Here is an 18,136-nt window from a genome sequence, read left to right on the forward strand (position 1 = left end):
TTTGCGCATCGGTGATTGGAAATATTTAAAAGTAGATGAGCATGAATACTTGTTTAATGTAACCAATGATGCTCGCGAGCGAGCGAATTTGGGGAAAAAGTATCCTGAAAAATTAGAGGAGATGAGACAGCAGTGGCTTGATTGGAATGCCACGATACCCGCAATACCAGAGGATGCCACAGTGAGTCTTGGTTATAGCGTTGCAGATATGCCTCAGCGTTAGGGCTTTTGTAGTAGGGCGATATGTAGTGGATATGTGCAACAACACGTAGAAGGCACTTCCATAAAGGGAGTGCACTTAAATAATAATAAAAAGGTTGTTTACAATGAAAAGAATACATTATGGAACTCTCGTGACAATGTCTGTGATAGGAGTAATCAGTGTCAGTGCTCAGGCCGACAGTTTACAGGATGCGATCAAAGGTGGAACCTTCTCAGGTGGACTTCGTAATACGCTAGAACTTGCCACCAAATCCGACGCGACAGGCGCTGGCGCGCTTAACCACGCGAAAGTCTTGGGTTCGGCATTAACCTTAGATTACCTAACGGGGTCCTATTACGGATTTAAAGTGGGCGTAGGATCTGAAACAGGTTACGACTGGAAACTCCAAAACAATGACACGTTGACGACAGCCGGCGGGGAAAATGATCATCGTGTGACGGTGAATACGACAAATTTGTATCGCGCTTTTCTTGATTATCGTTTCCGTAAAGAGATAACCAATACCCACATACGCATCGGTCGACAGGGGATTGTTTCTCCTTTATTAATGAATAGCGGCGTTTATCCAATGAAAGATTCGTTTGACGCAGCAGTACTTGAGAACAAAGATATTCGGAATACCTTGCTGCGCGTTATGTATGTAACGAAATGGAATATGCGCTATGGCGATGATAACAATGGCTCTCTCACCCAAACCAGTAAAAGCTATCACAACCCCGTTGTTTCACTCTATATGGATAACAAAAGCATCAAAGGCTTAAACATTGAAGCCCAATGGCTGGCGAACCATAATGATGAAAATGCAGGCGATCCACCGACAGCGGTAACCGCGAAGGATTATGATACAAGCTTTTTGGGTTTGACTTATAAAGTGTTAGATACCAATTGGGTGGTCGGTGCTAAGACACTGTCAGCCAATTTTGAAAACAGTGCCAATACTGGCTACTGGGGTGCCCTTGTCAAAAATACCTTTAACGGTATTGGTGTTCAGCTGGCGTATACTTCTGTGCAAGATGCAGCGAGCTTCCCGGGGACGTTAGGGCATGTCCCCATGTTTCGTGCTTACAACCCAGGCTTACAGGGCGAGTATTATGCTGGCCTAAAAACCACATCGATTGCGGCAAATTATGGCTTTCACATACCTGGCTTTAAAACGACAATTGGTTATACCTCTTGGCAACAAAGTGCACAGGGGATAAAACACAGTCATGGTACGGACTTAGATGGTGGATATGAAGCGTCTCTGCGCGTCGATTATAAGTCTCAAGACATTAAAGGTTTGTCTGCGCTGATGCAGCTATCCTATATCGATTACAATCAAAACGTCCCAAAAAATTCATTGACAGTCCTACGGACATCTGTGAATTACCAATTCTAATTAAAAACCACTGTCTAGAGCCTCTAGACAGTGGTGTTTGATCACTTAATGATTAACCAACCTAACCTATTAGATCAGACTGGACAGAAGGTTTTTCCACTCAGTCGATTTTCCATAAAATGAGCTATGAGACAAAGGCATCCATGTGATGTCTTTTTCAAGGATAAAGGTTGGGAAGCCACTGACTTGCAGTTGTGCCATAAGTTGATGACTCCGTGTGATTTCCGACTTCATCGCATTGTCAGACTGCGCCATCGTCTTTTCCCATTCGGCTTTATCTAAACCAAGGGACGCCGCTAGCTCTGCCAATACCTCGGGCTCGTGCAAATGCTTGCCTTCTTGGTAGTGTGCCTTTTGCAACGCCACTAGCATTGTATGACGATCAATGCCCATTTTTTCCCCTGCGATCATGGCTTGGGTAGGGAGCAAAGAATCCACAACGTATTCTTCCGGCCCTTTTACACGGGCAATATAATTGTCACCAAAAGGCACCTTTGTCATCTCGGTAATGCGTTTGTCCGCTTGCAAAATATGTTGTCTAAACGATGGTTCAATGGCCCGTTTAGGGATCATACCACCAGGGTGATAGAGGATTTCGAATGCTTGCATATTTGCCAACACCTCCACCAAAGAAGACGCGGCATAGCACCAACCGCACATTGGGTCGAAGAAGTAGTGAACTTTGAGCATTGTATCTTACCTATTGAGTTTGAAAATTGAGTGGAAATCGCGTGAGAAAACGGTTTTAACCGACGCTGTCCAGTAACCTGAAAGTTATGGCGTTAGAATAAAGAATTGTCTTGCTCGGAAAAATAGACAAAAATGAGCATCTTTGTTTCTTAAATCGAGCAGGTGGAAGAGTAGTGGACAGAGTCACCGCGGCAAAAGTATTCCTTGATGTGGCCCAGTCACAGAGTTTCTCTCGTACCGCAACCCGTTTGAACATGTCCCGCCCTATGGTGACGCGATACATAGAAGCCATGGAAGATTGGCTACAGATTCGCCTACTACACCGAACAACCCGCAAAGTATCCCTCACCAGTGCGGGGGAAGCCTGCTTAAAAGACGTCGAACAATGGTTACAGCAAGCGGATCAACTCACCGCCTTAGTGAACAATAGCCAAGAGCTTTCTGGCATGGTGCGCATTACCAGCAGCATGTCGTTTGGTTATTCCCAATTAATGCCAGCAATACAAGGCTTTATGGATCTGCATCCGCAAGTACGTATTGATATTGATTTAGAAGACAGCACAGCGGATTTAACGGACAAAAGCATCGACCTTGCGATCCGCATCGCCTCCAACCCAGACTCTTCTTTAATCGGTAAACCCATTGGAGTGTGCGAATCTGTGTTGGTTGCTTCTCCGGCGTACCTAGAAAAAACACGCCATACATTAGGTGAAATCCATTACCCGCAGGACTTAGTGAAACACGCATGCTTGGGATACAAAAACTTTGAACGCCATATTTGGCACTTGTCGAAAGGCGAGCAATTTGAGTCGGTATCGGTGGACTGTCGTTTAAGCGTTAACGAAGCAACAGCACTCTTGCATGGCGTATTAAATGGCATGGGTGTCGCATTGCAACCCACCTATTTGGCAAACCACTACCTACACAACAGTCGCTTGTGCCACGTATTGCCAGAATGGACCCCCAGAGATCTAACCATCTACGCCCTATACTCCTCCCGCAAGCACTTATCGCCTACCGTACGTGCTTTAATTGATTATCTAGAAAGCTACTTTGCTGATAATCCATGGTGACCTTGGATGTTTCGTTCGTTGTGTTGATGAATAGAAAATAAACTATCGTGGCGTTTCGCTGATATAGTGTTATCCATTCTAAGGAATCAAATGCTTACTATTGGAGGCCGCAATGAGTATAGTTAAAATGATTTCTCGTAAAGCTCGCAAAGACCCTCTGCGCAATCCTGATCATTCAACAACGGAAGTGAAATTGGTCGCAGAAAGACCGCATTTAAGTGCTGAGGATTCGATTTGCCAAGCTTGAGGTTGATTGCTGGGCCAAATGGGTCCGATAAAGAAAAATTGTTTAAGAAACCGAGCTAAGTGCTCGGTTTTTTTGTCGCTAAAATTTTTATTATGCACTTGCATAATTTTATGCAAGTGCATAATAATGTCGCTTATCCGTTGAATTTTTAGAATTCGTGCTAATGCGAAACACAGAAGGGTGAGGGGAAAAGAGATGAAAACATTTGGCAGTCAATCCATGGTCGCACCGATCAAGCGTGTGTTAATGCGTCGTCCAGGTAAGAGTTTGCTCGCGGCGGATGCCAACGAATGGCATTACGGCAGTCTGTTTGATGCCCCCAAAGCCATTGCCCAATACGATGTGTTTGCCAAGCTGGTGGCTGAGTCTGGCGCGGAAATCACTTGGCTTGAAGATAATGGCGATGGCCTTTGTGATGCCATGTTCACCCAAGATGCTTCTTTGGTAACGGATCACGGTGCGGTGTTGCTCAACATGGGCAAACCTTTGCGGGTGCCAGAGCCTGCGATGCATGGCGAGGCTTATGAAGCCGCTGATGTGCCTGTTATTGGTAAGCTTACTGGCAATGGGCGTATTGAAGGGGGCGATTTTATTTGGCTAAACGACAAAACCATTGTGGTGGGCTGTGGCTTTCGTTCTAACCGTGAAGGCATTGCGCAGCTGAATGCGATCTTGAATCCTTATGAGATCACTGTCATTGGTTTTGATTTACCCGTTTGGCAAGGGGCAGAAGCTTGCTTGCATCTCATGTCGATGATTTCCCCTTTGGATGATAAGCTCGCGCTGATTTATTCTCCTCTAATGCCAACGGCCTTTTATCAACTTTTACTTGAAGAAGGCTTTACTCTGTTGGATGCACCAGCGGAAGAGTTTTTGGCAAGCGGTGGATTGAATCTAAACGTACTGCCGGTGAAGCCAAGCGAATGCATCATGATTGATGGCTTCCCAAAAACCAAAAAAATGATGGAAGAGGCAGGTTGTACGGTACATGTGTTTGAAGGCGATGCCCTTTGTATTGCCTGTGAAGGTGGGCCGACGTGCTTAACCAATACTATCTTACGTGCCTAACCATGCTTGGTTTCGCTCGTCATTTCGTGACATTGTCTCTATAGATTTATTGGTAAAAAGCGAATTAACACCATGGAAACAAAACGAAGAGAAAGCAATAAGCGTCGCCAAGCCTTGATTGAAGCGGCCCTTGAGTGTATTGCCCAAGAAGGTTTGCAAGCGGCGACGGTGCGCAAAGTGGCCGACTATGCGGGGGTGACCAATGGTTTAATTCGTTTTTACTTCTCGGGCAAAGATGAGCTGATTCGTGCCGCGTATGCGGCGCTGTTGGAGCATATTTATGTGACGGCACGTGTTGGCGTAGAGGATGAGTCTGTCCCGGCAAAAGTCCGTTTACGCGAGTTTATTCGGGCAACCCTGAACCCGCCGATTGTGGCGCCGCGAACGGTTTTGTTGTGGGCGAACTTTCTTCCTTTAACCTACAGCGATCCTGAAATGGCGACCATTCGCCGTGAAGCTTATGTGGATACCACGGATATTCTGGCGGTGTTAATCGCCGACTCTTTTCAGCAAGAAGATGAGGTGTTGGACGATAAGGCGGTGCAGCGCTTCGCCATTCAAGTGAATGCGATTATTGATGGACTTTGGTTAGAAGGCAGTTTAGCAACCGATAAGTTTGCCAAAGGGGAATTAGAACAGCTGGGGTTGCACGCCGCTTCGTCGGTATTACAACTCAGTTTAGATGAAAAAGATGGGTAGATTAAAAAGATGGATGGCCCTCGAAAGGGCTCGCAAAAAGGAGTAAGAGAAGACCATCCACAAACGCTCACAAATGTTGCTAGTCTGCTGGTTTGATTAAAACGTCTTTAAAGAAAGCGACCAGACGATCGTAATCATCCAAAGGCAAAACATCGGCCACATATTGGTCTGGGCGAACGATCACCATACAGCCCTGTTCCTTATCGATACCGCGCTTATCGTAGAAAGAGCCCTCTCTTGTTTGGGCGCTGTATACTTTCTCGTAGTCTTTCAGGCCAAGCGTGCCTTTTAATGGTTGCAATAGTGGATGTGGTGCCGACACCTCCACATCACGATGCGCTTCTTGGAAGATGGCGCTGAGACTGATGATAGAATCGATGTCCGAGCCTTTTGGCGTGTAGGTATTGATAGGGGAGTGTGGATCCTCTTGTAAAAAATTACATAAGGCGTTGACTCGACAAGACTCAGACATAAAGGCCTCTTTGCCAGCAAAGGCAAAGATATGCCAGCGGCCATCGGCTTTGACTGAGTGACCGAGATGGACGACTTTGGCATCCCCATGACGGGTTACTTTGGCCGAATGGAAGCGCTTGCCAAGTATTTGGCCCGTTGCTAAGGCTTGATGCTGATCCTTGCCGACTAATCGGGAAGCGGGATAATGAATGGCCACGCCCGCTGTGAAGTGGCCAGATTTCATAAAATATCGTTGAAATTCAGCGGGATCAACGCCATCTGGATTGTCTGCTGACTTAGGTTTAGCGCTAAACATAGTGGACAGTTCTCGGTCAAAGTCGATGAGTATCTGAGCGACTTTCTGTCTTTCTTCCGAGTAGGTATGAAGCAGAGAGGGGTCAGCTTTGCCTGTCAGTACATGGGCCATTTTCCAGCCCAGGTTCCACGTGTCATTGAGTGAGGTATTCAGGCCTTGCCCTGCTTTTGGGCTGTGGGTATGGCAGGCATCGCCTGCAAGGAATACGTGAGGCTCGCGGTCGGTTTCTGAATCATCAAAGGCGGTGGTTAGGCGTTGTCCAATTTCATACACACTCCACCAAGCGATTTCTTTCACGTCGATATGATAGGGCGCCATGATGCGGTTCGCCGCTGCAATTAAGCTGTCGGGCGTAATGGCTTCACGATTAAAACGCTCATTTTCGTTTAGCTTATCCAATTCAATGTATAGACGAACCATGTAGCCCCCTTCACGAGGGATGATCAACATATTGCCTTGATTGTTCGAATAGATGGCGGTTTTGAGTCGAATATCTGGGAAATCTGTGGTGGCAAGAACGTCCATGACGCCCCACGCTTGGTTGATGGAATCCCCCACTAGTTCACGGCCAATGGATTTGCGCACGGTGCTGCGCGCCCCGTCGCAGCCCACGACATATTTTGCTTGAACGGTTTCAATGACACCAAGATGTTGCGAGTCCAAACGTTCGAATTGTAGTGTCACGGGGTAATCTGGATGGTTGTAATCGACTTCTAAATCAAGCAACTTACGTGAGTAATGGGGCTCAATTTTACTGGCACCACGGCGCATAATGTCTAGAAAAAAATCGTGAACGCGTGCTTGGTTGACAATGACGTGCGGCATTTCAGACAAGTCATCTTCGACATCTTGAATTTTACTGGTACGCACAATATTTTCCGGCTTCTGATCATCGGGTCGCCAAAAGGCAATTTCATTTACCCAGTAGGCTTCTTGCTTGATCTGATCGGCAAAATCGTAGGCTTCAAATATTTCCATGGTACGGCACGCAATCCCATCGGCTTGGCCTACCAAGAGGCGGTCGTCTTTTTGTTCAACAATGCAGGTAGAAATTGTCGAGAACTTAGAAAGCTGTGCGGCAAGGTTCAGGCCAGCGGGGCCACAGCCAACGATCATTACATCAACTTTTTTTGGTAGCGGTTGCTTTAATGGTGGGGCAATAACGCGATCTTTGGGATCATTGATCCGTGGATTACCGGGATGAAAACCGTTTTCATAAAATTGCATGAGGAGTCCTCTTATTCTTTTTCTTAAAAGTTATTTTTATAGCTTATAAGGACTTTAACTAAATTCAGATATAAGGAAAAATAGATATTTAGATCCAGACTAAAAGAATTTGCATATATGAATCCTAACTTATTGAAGCAATTGGCCATCGTGGTGAAGCAAGGATCGTTAAGTCGAGCCTGTGAGCAGCTGTATATTACCCAGCCGACGTTAACCCGCAGCATTAAGCAGCTGGAAATGCGTGTCGAGGCACCGGTATTGATTCGAACCCGTTATGGTGTGGAACCAACGGATATTGGTGCTCGACTTGCCAGTATTGGCGAGCGTATTTTGGCGGAAACAGAACAAGCGGAGGAGGTGATCCGTCAATTCCACAACGGTTATCACAATGAGTTTGTGGTGGGTGTGGACCCTTTGTGGGAGTTCGCCACCGTGCAGCAAATGACGGAATTCTTCTTGCACGAAAAACGTTATGTTTTTCACTTTCGTACCAGTTCAGCCGCCGCCCAGATCGATTTATTAAAAAACGGTGAACTCGACTTTCTGTTTGCGCCCGCCCATCTTTCTGTGCCGCAAGGCTCGCTTGATCGACAGCTGCTTTTCCGTGATCGCTCTGGGGTATTTGTTGGGAGAAAATCTAAACTGTGTGGCTCTAGAGACGTGATTTCTCAAGCAGTATTAGAAAAGCAAACTTGGATGCTCGCGGGTGCCAGTGCGGGCTTTTTAGATCGGCCAACGGAATTAGCTGGGCAGAAGGCGGCCAACGTTGCTTTTACAGGGAGTATTCGCTCGGTGCTTCACCTTCTGAATACGTCAGATATGTTGGTGCGTATGCCGGCGCGAATGACGCTCATGACGGGGGACGTGTCTGAGGCGCAGATGATTAAAGTGGAAGGCCCCCTTGGGCCAAGGCGAGATATTGCCTTATGGTCGAGAAATGAAAACCGTGAACGGCCAGACTTTATCAAAGTGCACGATTTGCTACGCGACTATATGAAGAGAATAGACCAGACCGTATCAACCTTTGGACTGGATCTATAAAGGCCTAATAAAAGGCGTTTTTAATCGCTATCTATTTAGAAACTAGTGTCTAAAATACGCCGCCAATTCCTGCCATTGCGTTTCTGACTGGGCGGCGAGCATTTCACCATCGAGCAGGGTTGGGCTGTATTCTTGACCATCAAGGGTTCGGCAGATACCGCCCACCTCGGTGTGAACCAGTACGCCCGCTGCGTGGTCCCAAGGCAGCATTTTGTAGGTTAGGCTGAAGTGAAAGTGGCCTTGGGCGATTTGCCGATAAGCGGGGCAAGAAGGTAAGTTGTTGATGCGTACAAAGCGAGACGCTTTTAGGGCAAAGTCTCGTTTTCTCTCATCGCTATAAGAGTTAACGGACATGATGCCAGCGAGTTTATCTAGTTCGGGTTCAGCGGTGATGTGCAAGGGTAGAGGCGCTTGAGTCGGCACTTGATTCTTACCTTTTTCCGCCATGGCGGTACGTTGGAAAAACGCACCTTCCCCTAGATTGGCGTAAATCCAGTCGTCATTGACGGGGTCATAGAGTAAGCCAAAGCGTGTGATGCCCTTTACGACCACGGCAAGTATGATGCCAAAATCCGATAAACCATGAGCGTAGTTCCAAGTGCCGTCGATGGGATCGATGATCACGCAGGTGTCGGCGGTGGCGATTTTATTAATCCTTGATGGGTCGTCAGCGACGGCTTCTTCTCCAACGATTTCCCAATCAGGAAAGGCAGCTTCAATTTCATTGCTAATAAAGGTTTCGCTGGCTTTGTCGGCAATGGTGACAAGGTCGGTAAGGCTGCTTTTGGTTTCAACATCGGCGGCACTCAGTTGGCGAAAGCTAGGCATGACGATCTCTTGGCCTGCCTGGCGGACGATGTTTATGAGTCTTGCTTGTGTGGGCTTATCGAGGTTCATACACTACCACTCACCATTTCTCAGCTGTGCGTTAAAAGCAGTATACCTGATGAAGATAGCAAAGTGGGGAGGGATGGATTATTTTTTAGCCAATTTTTCCATGATATTGCTGTCGAGGGTTTTATAAATAGGAGGTGATGATTCGTGGTGTGTTGGCGAGTATACCGCTGGCCAGTATTCGAACTGGCCAGCTTTGCTAGAGAGTATTGCCAAGGGCGTTAGATAAAAAATGGTTTCTTATGGTGCTAAGAGAAGATTTTTTACCCTAGGGATGATTAGGCGAGCCGTTTGAGCATATCAACCAGTTGGTCTTTTTCATGATCACCATGTAGTCTAGCCATCATGGTATTTTCGTAATCACGGACTTTTTTGGACGACATTTCAAAAAATTCTTGGCCGTATTTGGTCATAAATAAAGCGTAGGAACGGCGATCATTTTTCGCCGGACGGCGTTCGATGAGCTTCATACTCTCCAGTTTATCGACCGCGGCCACCATCGCAGATCGATCATTACCAAGGGCCTGTGCGACGGCAGTTTGCGTGAGTCCTGGGTTTTTTTCGACGATCACTAGAACGGAAAAAAGGCCAGGGCTGATACCTAAATCGGAGCAGACTTCGCTGAACTTTGCAAAGAAGTTCATCTGTGCGCGTCGTAATCGGTAACCGACGGATTCCGCTAGCATTCCAAAGTCAATATCGGTGTCGTTGATTGTATCGGTTTGAGCCATGGCTTCCTCGTAAGTTCTCTGTATTCATCTAGATGGCTATTTCTGTGAAGCCATACCTAGGGGAGTATTATTCAATTTTTATATCTATTATTCAATTTTTATAATTGTAATGCTTAATTGTTGTATGCGCTATCAAATAGTGTAGCTCCTATCTCCCATTATCCGTGCTTTTATCTGCTCTTAGGGTTTGCTTCCTTTTCGTTCTCTTTTTTTAAGCCTTTTTGGCGAGACTAGCAAAATAATCATTTACAAAAATAACTGTTGTGGTGTACAACAATAGAATGTTTCATCCGGTTCATTCTATAACAAATCTAAAATAAAGAAGGTGATTTATGAGCAAGGTAATATCCTTGGACCAAGCGGCGGGCCTGATTAACGATGGCGACTGTGTGGTTTGGTCTACCGTTGGTATGTCGTATTTTGCTGAGGCGGTAGCGAAATCTGTTGAAGAGCGCTTTTTGCAAACAGGCCACCCGCAGAATCTAACCTTAGTTCATGACTGCGGTTGTGGTAATGGCAAAGAAAAGGGCATGTCCCATTTAGCCCATGAAGGGTTGGTAAAGCGCTTGGTGTCTGGTCATACGGGGCAAGCCCCAAAAATGGCGAACTTGATCGCGGATAACCAAATCGAAGCCTATTTATTGCCCCAAGGGGTTTTGACCACTTTATGGCGTCAGATCGCCGGTAACAAGCCGGGTGTGATTACCAAAGTCGGAATGGGGACGTATGTGGACCCATTAATCGATGGTGGCAAGGTAACGAACATTACCACAGAAGAGCTGGTTAAACGTATTGAAATTGAAGGGGAAGATTGGCTTTTGTATAAAAGCTTCCCAGTTGATGTAGTGGTGATTCGAGCCACTACGGCAGATGAAAAAGGCAATTTATCCGTTGAAGAAGAAGCCATGATGGCAGAAATTTTGTCTATGGCGCAAGCAGCGAAAAATCGCGGCGGCATCGTGATTGCTCAAGTGAAGTATCTTGCTGAGGCTTGCAGCATTCCTCCTAAAGAAGTCAAAGTCCCTGGGGTATTAGTTGACTATGTCACGGTTGCTCCAGCAGAAGACCATATGCAAACCATCACTACGGATTATAACCCGGGTTTAGCAGGTAACGCCCGTGTGCCATCCAATGGTATCCCTCCTTTAAAATTTTCTGATCGCAAAATTATTGCCCGTCGTGCGGCCATGGAGCTAGCAGAAGGGGCGATTGTCAACTTAGGTATTGGTATGCCTGATGGGGTGGCGTCGGTGGCGGCAGAAGAAAACGCTGCTCAATTATTTACTTTGACGACAGAGCTTGGGACTTATGGAGGCGTTCCTGCTTCAGGTGGTGATTTTGGGGCGGCATGGAACCCAGAAGCGATTATTAACCATGAAGCGCAGTTCGATTTTTACGATGGCGGTGGTTTGGATATGGCGTTTCTTGGGCTAGCCCAAGTGGATAAAAACGGGAATTTGAATGTTAGTAAATTTGGGCCAAAAGTGGTTGGTCCGGGCGGTTTTATTAATATTTCGCAAAGTGCGAAAAAAGTGGTGTTCTGCGGTACCTTGGTGAATGGCGCGAAATTAGCCTTCGAAGCGGGAAAAGTGCGCGTGGTGGAAGAAGGCAAAACGAAGAAATTTGTCGAATCCGTGGATCATATTACCTTTAGTGGTGAGGTGGCGAAAGCCAATAAACAGCCTGTGTTCTTTATTACTGAGCGTTGTGTCTTGGTGCTACGGGAAGAAGGCTTGGTGTTAACAGAAATCGCGCCGGGGCTGGATTTACAAAAAGATGTGCTTGATATGATGGATTTCAAACCAGTGATTGCTGAGGATCTGAAAACCATGCCGGAAGAGATCTTTTATGAGCAATGGGGCGGTTTAACGAAAGCCATGGCAGTAGCGGCTACAAGATAACAAGGGGTAAGTTTATGTCTATTAACAATGTTGAAATTCCTTATGGTGCCTATTGGAGTACGCCGTTTACCAAGTGGCAAGGCTCGCTACAGTATTTGCATTCGATGAAGTTTGCTGCTCATGTTGCGAAGCAAGAGCTGGCCAAACGCGAAATTGACCCACTGATTTTTGATTCTGGTGTGTTGGGCATGACCATTAATCAGTATCAATCTTTTAACGGTGCCCCTTGGGCTTTGTATGATATTGGCGCAATTCGTACCCCAGGTCATGCGGTTAATCAGGTCTGCGCAACCAGTGCACGGGCCTTATTCGCGGCGTCATCGGAAGTCATGTGTGGCATGGCGAAAGTGTCATTGCTGATGTCGGCTGATCGTTGTTCTAACGGTCCACAGATTTATTACCCAAATCCAAAAGGCATGGGGGGCTACGGTCAGAGCGAAGCACAGGTGACATACAACATGATGAATGACCCAATGGGGGGGCATTCCATGATGCAAACCGGTGAAAATGTTGCCAAGCGTTTTGATATTTCGAGGGAAGAGTTGGATGCCGTTACCCTACGTCGTTATGAGCAATATCAAGAAGCCTTGAAAGACGACCAGGCATTCCAAAAGCGCTTTATGACGTTGCCTTTGTCTGTGCCAACCGCAAACTTTAAAAAAGAAGAAACGGTTCTGACAGGTGATGAAGGGGTTTTTCCTACGACGGCTGAGGGGCTAGCGAAGCTGAAACCCATTATGGAAGGGGGAGTGATCACCTTTGGTAACCAAACTCATCCGGCGGATGGTAATGCGGCGATTATTGTTTGTCATAGTGATCAAGCTCAGGCCCTGTCAACTCGTCCAGAAATCAAAGTAGAAGTCTTGGGGTTTGGTCAAGCTCGGGATGATTTGGCTTACATGCCTGCGGCTCCTATTGAGGCGGCACAACGCGCGCTGCAAATGGCGAATCTTGATATTAAACAAATTGATGCAATCAAAACGCACAATCCTTTTGCGGTGAACGATGTGGCTCTGGCCAAGGCATTGAATATTGATGTCATGACGATGAACAACTATGGCTGTTCTTTGATTTGGGGGCACCCTCAAGGGCCAACCGGACTACGTGCCATTATTGAGATGATTGAGGAGCTGGCGATTCGTGGCGGAGGTTATGGCTTGTTTACTGGTTGTGCGGCGGGTGATACGGGCATGGCTGCCGTCATTAAAGTGTCCGAACGCTAATCTTGGTCTTTTTGTTCACCGTTTGCACAGGAGGGCGAATGGTGATGATGTTCCGTTGGTGTAAGACTTGCCATCTTCGGATGGCTTTTTTCAGGAAGCAACACACCGATTTATTTAAATATTTTCAATAATCATAGAATGTTGAGTTTGACATTTGTTTATGTGTACAACTATTATCACCTTAATGATTTATTTACGATATAAACAACATGGGCAGACCTTGGCTGCATAACCATAAGAATAGAGGCAGACGCATGGCAACGTACGAGTACATTAAATTTTCCGTAGAAGATGGCATTGGCCATCTAGTGTTAAATCGCCCTGAAAAGAAGAATGCGATCAATGATAAGTTGTGTCTTGAGATTGAAAATGTGTTTATCAATCTGAGTGATGAGGTGAGTGTCATTGTGTTATCAGGGGCAGGCCCTGAGTTTTGTGCAGGATTAGATTTAACTGAGCACACCGCCCGTGAGCCATTTGAAGTGGTGAAGCATTCTAATATGTGGCATCGCGTTTTTGGCCATATCCAGAATTCAGGGGTTCCTGTTGTGGCGGCGATGCAGGGGGCTGTTATTGGTGGTGGCTTGGAGCTGGGAATCTGTGCCCATATACGTGTTGCTGAAACGGGCACTTTTTATCGATTACCAGAAGGTCGCCACGGCATTTTTGTCGGCGGTGGCGCATCGGTCAATGTGGCGAATGTTATTGGTACCAGCCGAATGACGGAAATGATGCTGACTGGCCGTAATGTCGATTCAGAAGAAGGGTTGCGTATAGGCTTATCTCATTATGTGGTTGACAATGGTACGTCATTAGCAAAAGCACGTGAAGTTGCGGAGACGATCGCAACCAATTCTAAATATTCTAACTGGGCGATGACCACCGGATTACGTCATATTAACAGTATGTCGGCTTCTGAGGGCATGTACACCGAGTCTTTACTCTGTGGTGTGACGCAAACCAGTCCTGAAGTGAAAGCGCGTATAGATGCCTTTCTAAATCGTAAAAAGAATTCCTAATACCTTCATTGGAGCAATTAATATGCAAATCAAAAATAATCATTTTATTGTGACTGGGTCGGCTTCTGGTATTGGTGAAGCGGTAGCTCGCCGCCTCCATGGTTTGGGGGCAAAGATTACATTAGCGGATATGAATGAAAAAGGGTTGGAGCGTGTCGCTGCAGACCTTGGCGAACACGTTCAGGCTGTGACGACCGATGTGTCTGATGAAGCGTCGGCACAAAACTGTATGGATAAAGCGGTTGACGCCTTTGGACCGATTCGCGGCATTGTCAATTGTGCTGGTATTCCTGGTGCTGAACGGGTGGTGGGGCGTGAAGGCCCACACAGTTTAGCTGGCTTTGAGCGCGCTTTAAAAGTCAACCTGTTGGGGACTTTCAATATGGTTCGTTTGGCGGCTGACAAAATGCAGCATAACGAACAAGCAGAGAATTTAGAACGCGGCGTGATCATTAATACAGCCTCTGTTGCGGCGTTTGATGGGCAAATTGGTCAAGCAGCCTATTCAGCGTCTAAAGGTGGGGTATGTGCAATGACGTTGCCAATTGCCCGTGAGCTTGCACGCTTTGGTATTCGAGTAATGACCATTGCCCCAGGCTTGTTTAAAACGCCGATGATGGATGTGCTGCCAGAAGATGTTCAGCAATCGTTGGGGGCAGCTATTCCGTTCCCTTCTCGTTTGGGGGAGCCAGATGAGTATGCGGCTTTGGCACAGCATATCATTGAAAATGTCATGTTAAATGGCGAAGTGATTCGTTTAGATGGCGCATTGCGGATGGCCGCTAAATAACTCGTTTGACGAGCTAATCCTGCTATCGCCAGCGCTGATGGGCTTCTGTCCCGTCGAGAGAATAACAATAATATTGGTTGTGGCTATGATGGTCGCTTCCCTAAAACTTTAACCACATAAAAATAACCAACGTGGTTTTAGGAGCTTAAAATGAATGGTGAATTTCATCCTATCAAAGTGACTGCTCACCCTATTGATATAGAATATAGGGAAAATGGGGTACAAATTATCAGTAGCCAGAAGGCGCTGAATGACTATGCACGTTGTTGGACCGATCGGCTTGCTTTGTGGGCGGATAAAACGCCAGATCAAGTGTTCGTTGCACAGCGTAATGATAATGGTGAATGGGATGAGGTAACCTACTCTCAAGCCCTGCAACGTGTTCGCCAGATTGCTTCTTGGTTGATTAAGCAACCGGTTTCTTTGGAGCGCCCAATTGTTTTTCTCTGCGGCAATAGTGTTGAGCATTTAATGCTTGCGTTAGCAGGGATGTATGTGGGTATTGCTCATTCCCCTGTCTCTCCAGCCTATTCTTTAATCGCAACAGATTATACCAAGCTTAAGCATATTTTTGATGTTTTAACGCCTGGGTTGATTGTGGTGGATGAGCTAGCGCCTTATGAAAGAGCCATACAGGCCGTTTGCTCGGATACCAGTACTCCTGTCGCAGTGATGAAAGGGGATGTTAAACCACAAAAAATCACCAACCCAACCATTTCATTTGATGCGTTTTGGGATCACCCAGTGGATCCTGTAATCGAGGCTAAAAATGCTGAAGTGAATGGTGATACGGTGGCAAAAATCTTATTTACCTCTGGTACAACAGGGCTCCCAAAAGGGGTGACCAATACCCAGAGAATGATTTGTGCTAACCAGGTGATGATTCATCAAGTTATGCAATTTTTAGCAGAGAAACCACCTGTTATGGTGGACTGGCTCCCTTGGAACCATACGTTTGGTGGCAATCATAACGTAGGGATTGCCCTATACAATGGCGGTGCTTTGTATTTGGACGATGGTAAGCCAACCGAAAAACTGTTTGATAAAACCCTGAAAAACATCGTGGACGTTAAGCCAACGGTGTACTTTAACGTGCCAAAAGGGTTTGAGCTGTTGGTTAAGCATTTGAAAGCCGACAATGCCTTAGCAGAAACGTTCTTCTCGCGGCTACAGTTTACCTTTTTTGCGGCCGCTGGTTTAGCTCAACATATTTGGGACGATCTCGATGCCTTGGCCATCCAGTATACTGGCAAGAAAATCCCTATGTTAACGGGGCTTGGTTGTACTGAAACAGCACCGTCTGCCACCTTTGCTTCCGTTGAAGAGTCCGCGTCAGGGGTGATCGGTGTGCCTGCTCCCGGTGTGACGGTCAAGTTGGTTCCCAATGAGGGGAAGATGGAAGCGCGGGTTAAAGCGGTGACCACTATGCCAGGCTATTGGCGTCAGCCTGAGCTGAATAAAAAAGCGTTTGATGAGGAAGGGTTTTATTGTCTTGGGGATGCGTTTGCTTATGTGGATGAGCAAAACCCTCATCGCGGGTTCCGCTTTGATGGACGTGTTTCTGAAGATTTCAAATTGGACAGCGGTACCTGGGTGAGCTCCGGTGTTATTAAGGCGAAGCTGATTAGTGCACTGGCGCCGTTTGTTCAAGACGTGGTGATATGTGGTGCAAACGCAGGTTTCGTCACAGCAATGGTGTTTCCTGATTGGAACCATTGTCGTGCAATTATGCCGGGCTATGAAGAGGTTTCTCATGAGGATATCGTTCGCGATAGCAGCGTACGTGAAGCCTTCAGAGAAAAACTGGTGGAATTTTCTCAATCCAACACCGGTAGCTCTACTTTGGTAAAACGCATTATTTTGCAGTCCAAAGCGCCCAGTATTGATGCCCACGAAGTGACGGATAAAGGATCGTTAAATCAGCGTGCGGTGCAAGATAATCGTCCTGATCAAATCGCTCTTTTGTATCAAGAACCTATCGCCGATGAGGTGATTAGCATCTAAGTGGTGCTGATCACTCAAGGGGTCAGGGTTACTAGTTAGTCTGGTTTGTTGCGCCATAATAGCATCAAGACGACGATGTTATTATGGCGATTTACAGTATTCGCTGTTAAGAGAAACAATAGCGTGTAATCTGTTGATAGCGATCTTCAGGGGAGAGCAAAATAGAGGGAAAGTGCGCGTGATTAATGGCATCAGGCCAGGCTTGTGCTTCCATAGCTAATCCTGAATAAGCACTTAATGCACCGTGATTAATATTGTGCTCCTGAGCCAGTTGAATGTGTCTGCCATCATAGATTTGTAGACCTGTCTCATTGGTCTTTAATGACATTTGAATACCTGTTAATGGGCCAATAAGTGTTGCTACGTCCCGTAACGGCTGTTTGTCTTGGGCCAGACAAAAATTGGTGTCTAAACCGGGATAATCGTCTCTGGCAATACGTCTTAACGTGCGAAAATCGAAAGGGGTGCCTTGAACCGCTTGGACATCACCGGTGGGAATTAACTCCTCTGTCACGGGTAAATAATGCTCCGCTTGAATGGCAAGCTTATGGTCGAGTACTGAACCTTGTCCGTCTAGGTTAAAATAGCTGTGTCCTGCAAAATTACAGATCGTTAATTGGTCTGTCGTAGCAAGAATTTCCAGCTCTAGCCCTGTTCCATGTAATCGATAAAAGACATCCACAACCATTTTACCTGGATACCCCATTTCCCCATCCGCTAAGACACTTTGTAAGTGAACCTGCTCGCCATTATGTTCGATGACGGTCCAATTTTTACTGCTTGTCCCCAAGGGACCACCGTGTAAATGGTGTTTTTCTGGCGGAGAAAGGGGCAGAGTGTATTGCTGGTTGCCTATCAGGGCGCTACCTCGGGCGGTACGATTGGCAACACGACCTACCACGGCACCAAAGTATTTCGCTTGGTCTAAATAACGGTCAAGAGCAACACTGCCGAGCACTAATGAGTGCTCATAACCGTTTAAGTGAATCGATTGAATGCTGGCACCTAAAGACAAAATAACCACGCGTAATTGGCCATTGTTCAGCTCTATTTGCTCGCTACCTAGAGTGGCCGTTAGTTGTTTTTGTTGACTCATATTTTCCTCTATAGGGGTGGCGTTATTATGTTTGGAACTTGTCGTCAAAGCTTTGATAATTGA

At 46.4% G+C, this 18,136-nt stretch carries 17 protein-coding genes; 12 read left to right on the forward strand and 5 right to left on the reverse strand.

Features of this window, described 5'->3' with window-relative positions; genetic code table 11:
- The first annotated feature begins 49 nt into the window (after positions 1 to 49).
- Entirely contained in the window at positions 50 to 223 is a 174-nt protein-coding gene (locus AC0VYG_RS06620; protein WP_475431525.1) for a hypothetical protein, read from the forward strand.
- A gap of 103 nt (positions 224 to 326) precedes the next feature.
- Positions 327 to 1,601 (forward strand): hypothetical protein, encoded by a 1,275-nt coding sequence (locus AC0VYG_RS06625; RefSeq protein WP_475431526.1) that lies wholly within the window; start codon positions 327 to 329, stop codon positions 1,599 to 1,601.
- 69 nt (positions 1,602 to 1,670) lie between these two features.
- On the opposite strand, the gene AC0VYG_RS06630 is transcribed toward AC0VYG_RS06625, so the two are convergent.
- On the reverse strand, positions 1,671 to 2,291 hold the full coding sequence (locus AC0VYG_RS06630; protein ID WP_475431527.1) for a DsbA family protein: 621 nt from the start codon (positions 2,289 to 2,291) through the stop codon (positions 1,671 to 1,673).
- 173 nt (positions 2,292 to 2,464) lie between these two features.
- Between AC0VYG_RS06630 and AC0VYG_RS06635 the strand changes: the two genes are divergently transcribed.
- The 4 genes from AC0VYG_RS06635 to AC0VYG_RS06650 all read left to right on the forward strand — a co-directional run bounded on the left by AC0VYG_RS06635 (position 2,465) and on the right by AC0VYG_RS06650 (position 5,378).
- Positions 2,465 to 3,364, forward strand: a complete 900-nt coding sequence (locus tag AC0VYG_RS06635; RefSeq protein WP_475431528.1) for a LysR family transcriptional regulator — start codon at positions 2,465 to 2,467, stop codon at positions 3,362 to 3,364.
- 112 nt (positions 3,365 to 3,476) lie between these two features.
- Positions 3,477 to 3,611 carry a hypothetical protein gene (locus tag AC0VYG_RS06640; protein ID WP_475431529.1) on the forward strand — a complete coding sequence of 45 codons (135 nt, stop codon included), beginning with the start codon at positions 3,477 to 3,479 and terminating at the stop codon, positions 3,609 to 3,611.
- A 195-nt stretch (positions 3,612 to 3,806) separates the two neighbouring features.
- The gene (locus AC0VYG_RS06645) at positions 3,807 to 4,679 is read left to right on the forward strand and encodes a dimethylarginine dimethylaminohydrolase family protein (protein WP_475431530.1); all 873 of its coding nucleotides are present in this window, start codon (positions 3,807 to 3,809) and stop codon (positions 4,677 to 4,679) included.
- A 72-nt stretch (positions 4,680 to 4,751) separates the two neighbouring features.
- Positions 4,752 to 5,378, forward strand: a complete 627-nt coding sequence (locus AC0VYG_RS06650; protein ID WP_475431531.1) for a TetR/AcrR family transcriptional regulator — start codon at positions 4,752 to 4,754, stop codon at positions 5,376 to 5,378.
- 79 nt (positions 5,379 to 5,457) lie between these two features.
- On the opposite strand, the gene AC0VYG_RS06655 is transcribed toward AC0VYG_RS06650, so the two are convergent.
- Complete coding sequence (locus AC0VYG_RS06655) at positions 5,458 to 7,374, reverse strand: FAD-binding monooxygenase (RefSeq protein WP_475431532.1); 1,917 nt, start codon at positions 7,372 to 7,374, stop codon at positions 5,458 to 5,460.
- A gap of 117 nt (positions 7,375 to 7,491) precedes the next feature.
- On the opposite strand from AC0VYG_RS06655, the gene AC0VYG_RS06660 reads away from it, so the two are divergent.
- Positions 7,492 to 8,415, forward strand: a complete 924-nt coding sequence (locus tag AC0VYG_RS06660) for a LysR family transcriptional regulator (RefSeq protein ID WP_475431533.1) — start codon at positions 7,492 to 7,494, stop codon at positions 8,413 to 8,415.
- A 42-nt stretch (positions 8,416 to 8,457) separates the two neighbouring features.
- Here the strand turns inward: AC0VYG_RS06660 and AC0VYG_RS06665 are convergent, their stop codons facing one another.
- Together AC0VYG_RS06665 and AC0VYG_RS06670 are read right to left on the reverse strand one after the other, a co-directional pair.
- The gene (locus tag AC0VYG_RS06665; RefSeq protein ID WP_475431534.1) at positions 8,458 to 9,312 is read right to left on the reverse strand and encodes an inositol monophosphatase family protein; all 855 of its coding nucleotides are present in this window, start codon (positions 9,310 to 9,312) and stop codon (positions 8,458 to 8,460) included.
- A gap of 275 nt (positions 9,313 to 9,587) precedes the next feature.
- Positions 9,588 to 10,040, reverse strand: a complete 453-nt coding sequence (locus tag AC0VYG_RS06670; RefSeq protein ID WP_475431535.1) for a MarR family winged helix-turn-helix transcriptional regulator — start codon at positions 10,038 to 10,040, stop codon at positions 9,588 to 9,590.
- A 332-nt stretch (positions 10,041 to 10,372) separates the two neighbouring features.
- Here AC0VYG_RS06670 and AC0VYG_RS06675 point away from each other — a divergent pair, with 332 nt between their 5' ends.
- From AC0VYG_RS06675 to AC0VYG_RS06695, 5 genes are all read left to right on the forward strand, one after another.
- Complete coding sequence (locus AC0VYG_RS06675) at positions 10,373 to 11,941, forward strand: acyl CoA:acetate/3-ketoacid CoA transferase (protein WP_475431536.1); 1,569 nt, start codon at positions 10,373 to 10,375, stop codon at positions 11,939 to 11,941.
- A gap of 14 nt (positions 11,942 to 11,955) precedes the next feature.
- Positions 11,956 to 13,164 carry a thiolase family protein gene (locus AC0VYG_RS06680; protein WP_475431537.1) on the forward strand — a complete coding sequence of 403 codons (1,209 nt, stop codon included), beginning with the start codon at positions 11,956 to 11,958 and terminating at the stop codon, positions 13,162 to 13,164.
- A 254-nt stretch (positions 13,165 to 13,418) separates the two neighbouring features.
- Complete coding sequence (locus tag AC0VYG_RS06685; RefSeq protein WP_475431538.1) at positions 13,419 to 14,183, forward strand: crotonase/enoyl-CoA hydratase family protein; 765 nt, start codon at positions 13,419 to 13,421, stop codon at positions 14,181 to 14,183.
- Between the two features lie 22 nt (positions 14,184 to 14,205).
- Entirely contained in the window at positions 14,206 to 14,973 is a 768-nt protein-coding gene (locus AC0VYG_RS06690) for an SDR family NAD(P)-dependent oxidoreductase (protein WP_475431539.1), read from the forward strand.
- 150 nt (positions 14,974 to 15,123) lie between these two features.
- A complete protein-coding gene (locus tag AC0VYG_RS06695) occupies positions 15,124 to 16,977 on the forward strand; it encodes a feruloyl-CoA synthase (protein ID WP_475431540.1) in 1,854 nt (617 codons plus the stop codon).
- Between the two features lie 106 nt (positions 16,978 to 17,083).
- Here AC0VYG_RS06695 and AC0VYG_RS06700 read toward each other — a convergent pair whose 3' ends face one another.
- Positions 17,084 to 18,073 (reverse strand): aldose epimerase family protein, encoded by a 990-nt coding sequence (locus tag AC0VYG_RS06700; protein ID WP_475431541.1) that lies wholly within the window; start codon positions 18,071 to 18,073, stop codon positions 17,084 to 17,086.
- Between the last annotated feature and the right edge of the window lie 63 nt (positions 18,074 to 18,136).

It is taken from the genome of Marinomonas sp. 63XJN7_7_ISO-PGPR-S23-202, assembly GCF_056173505.1.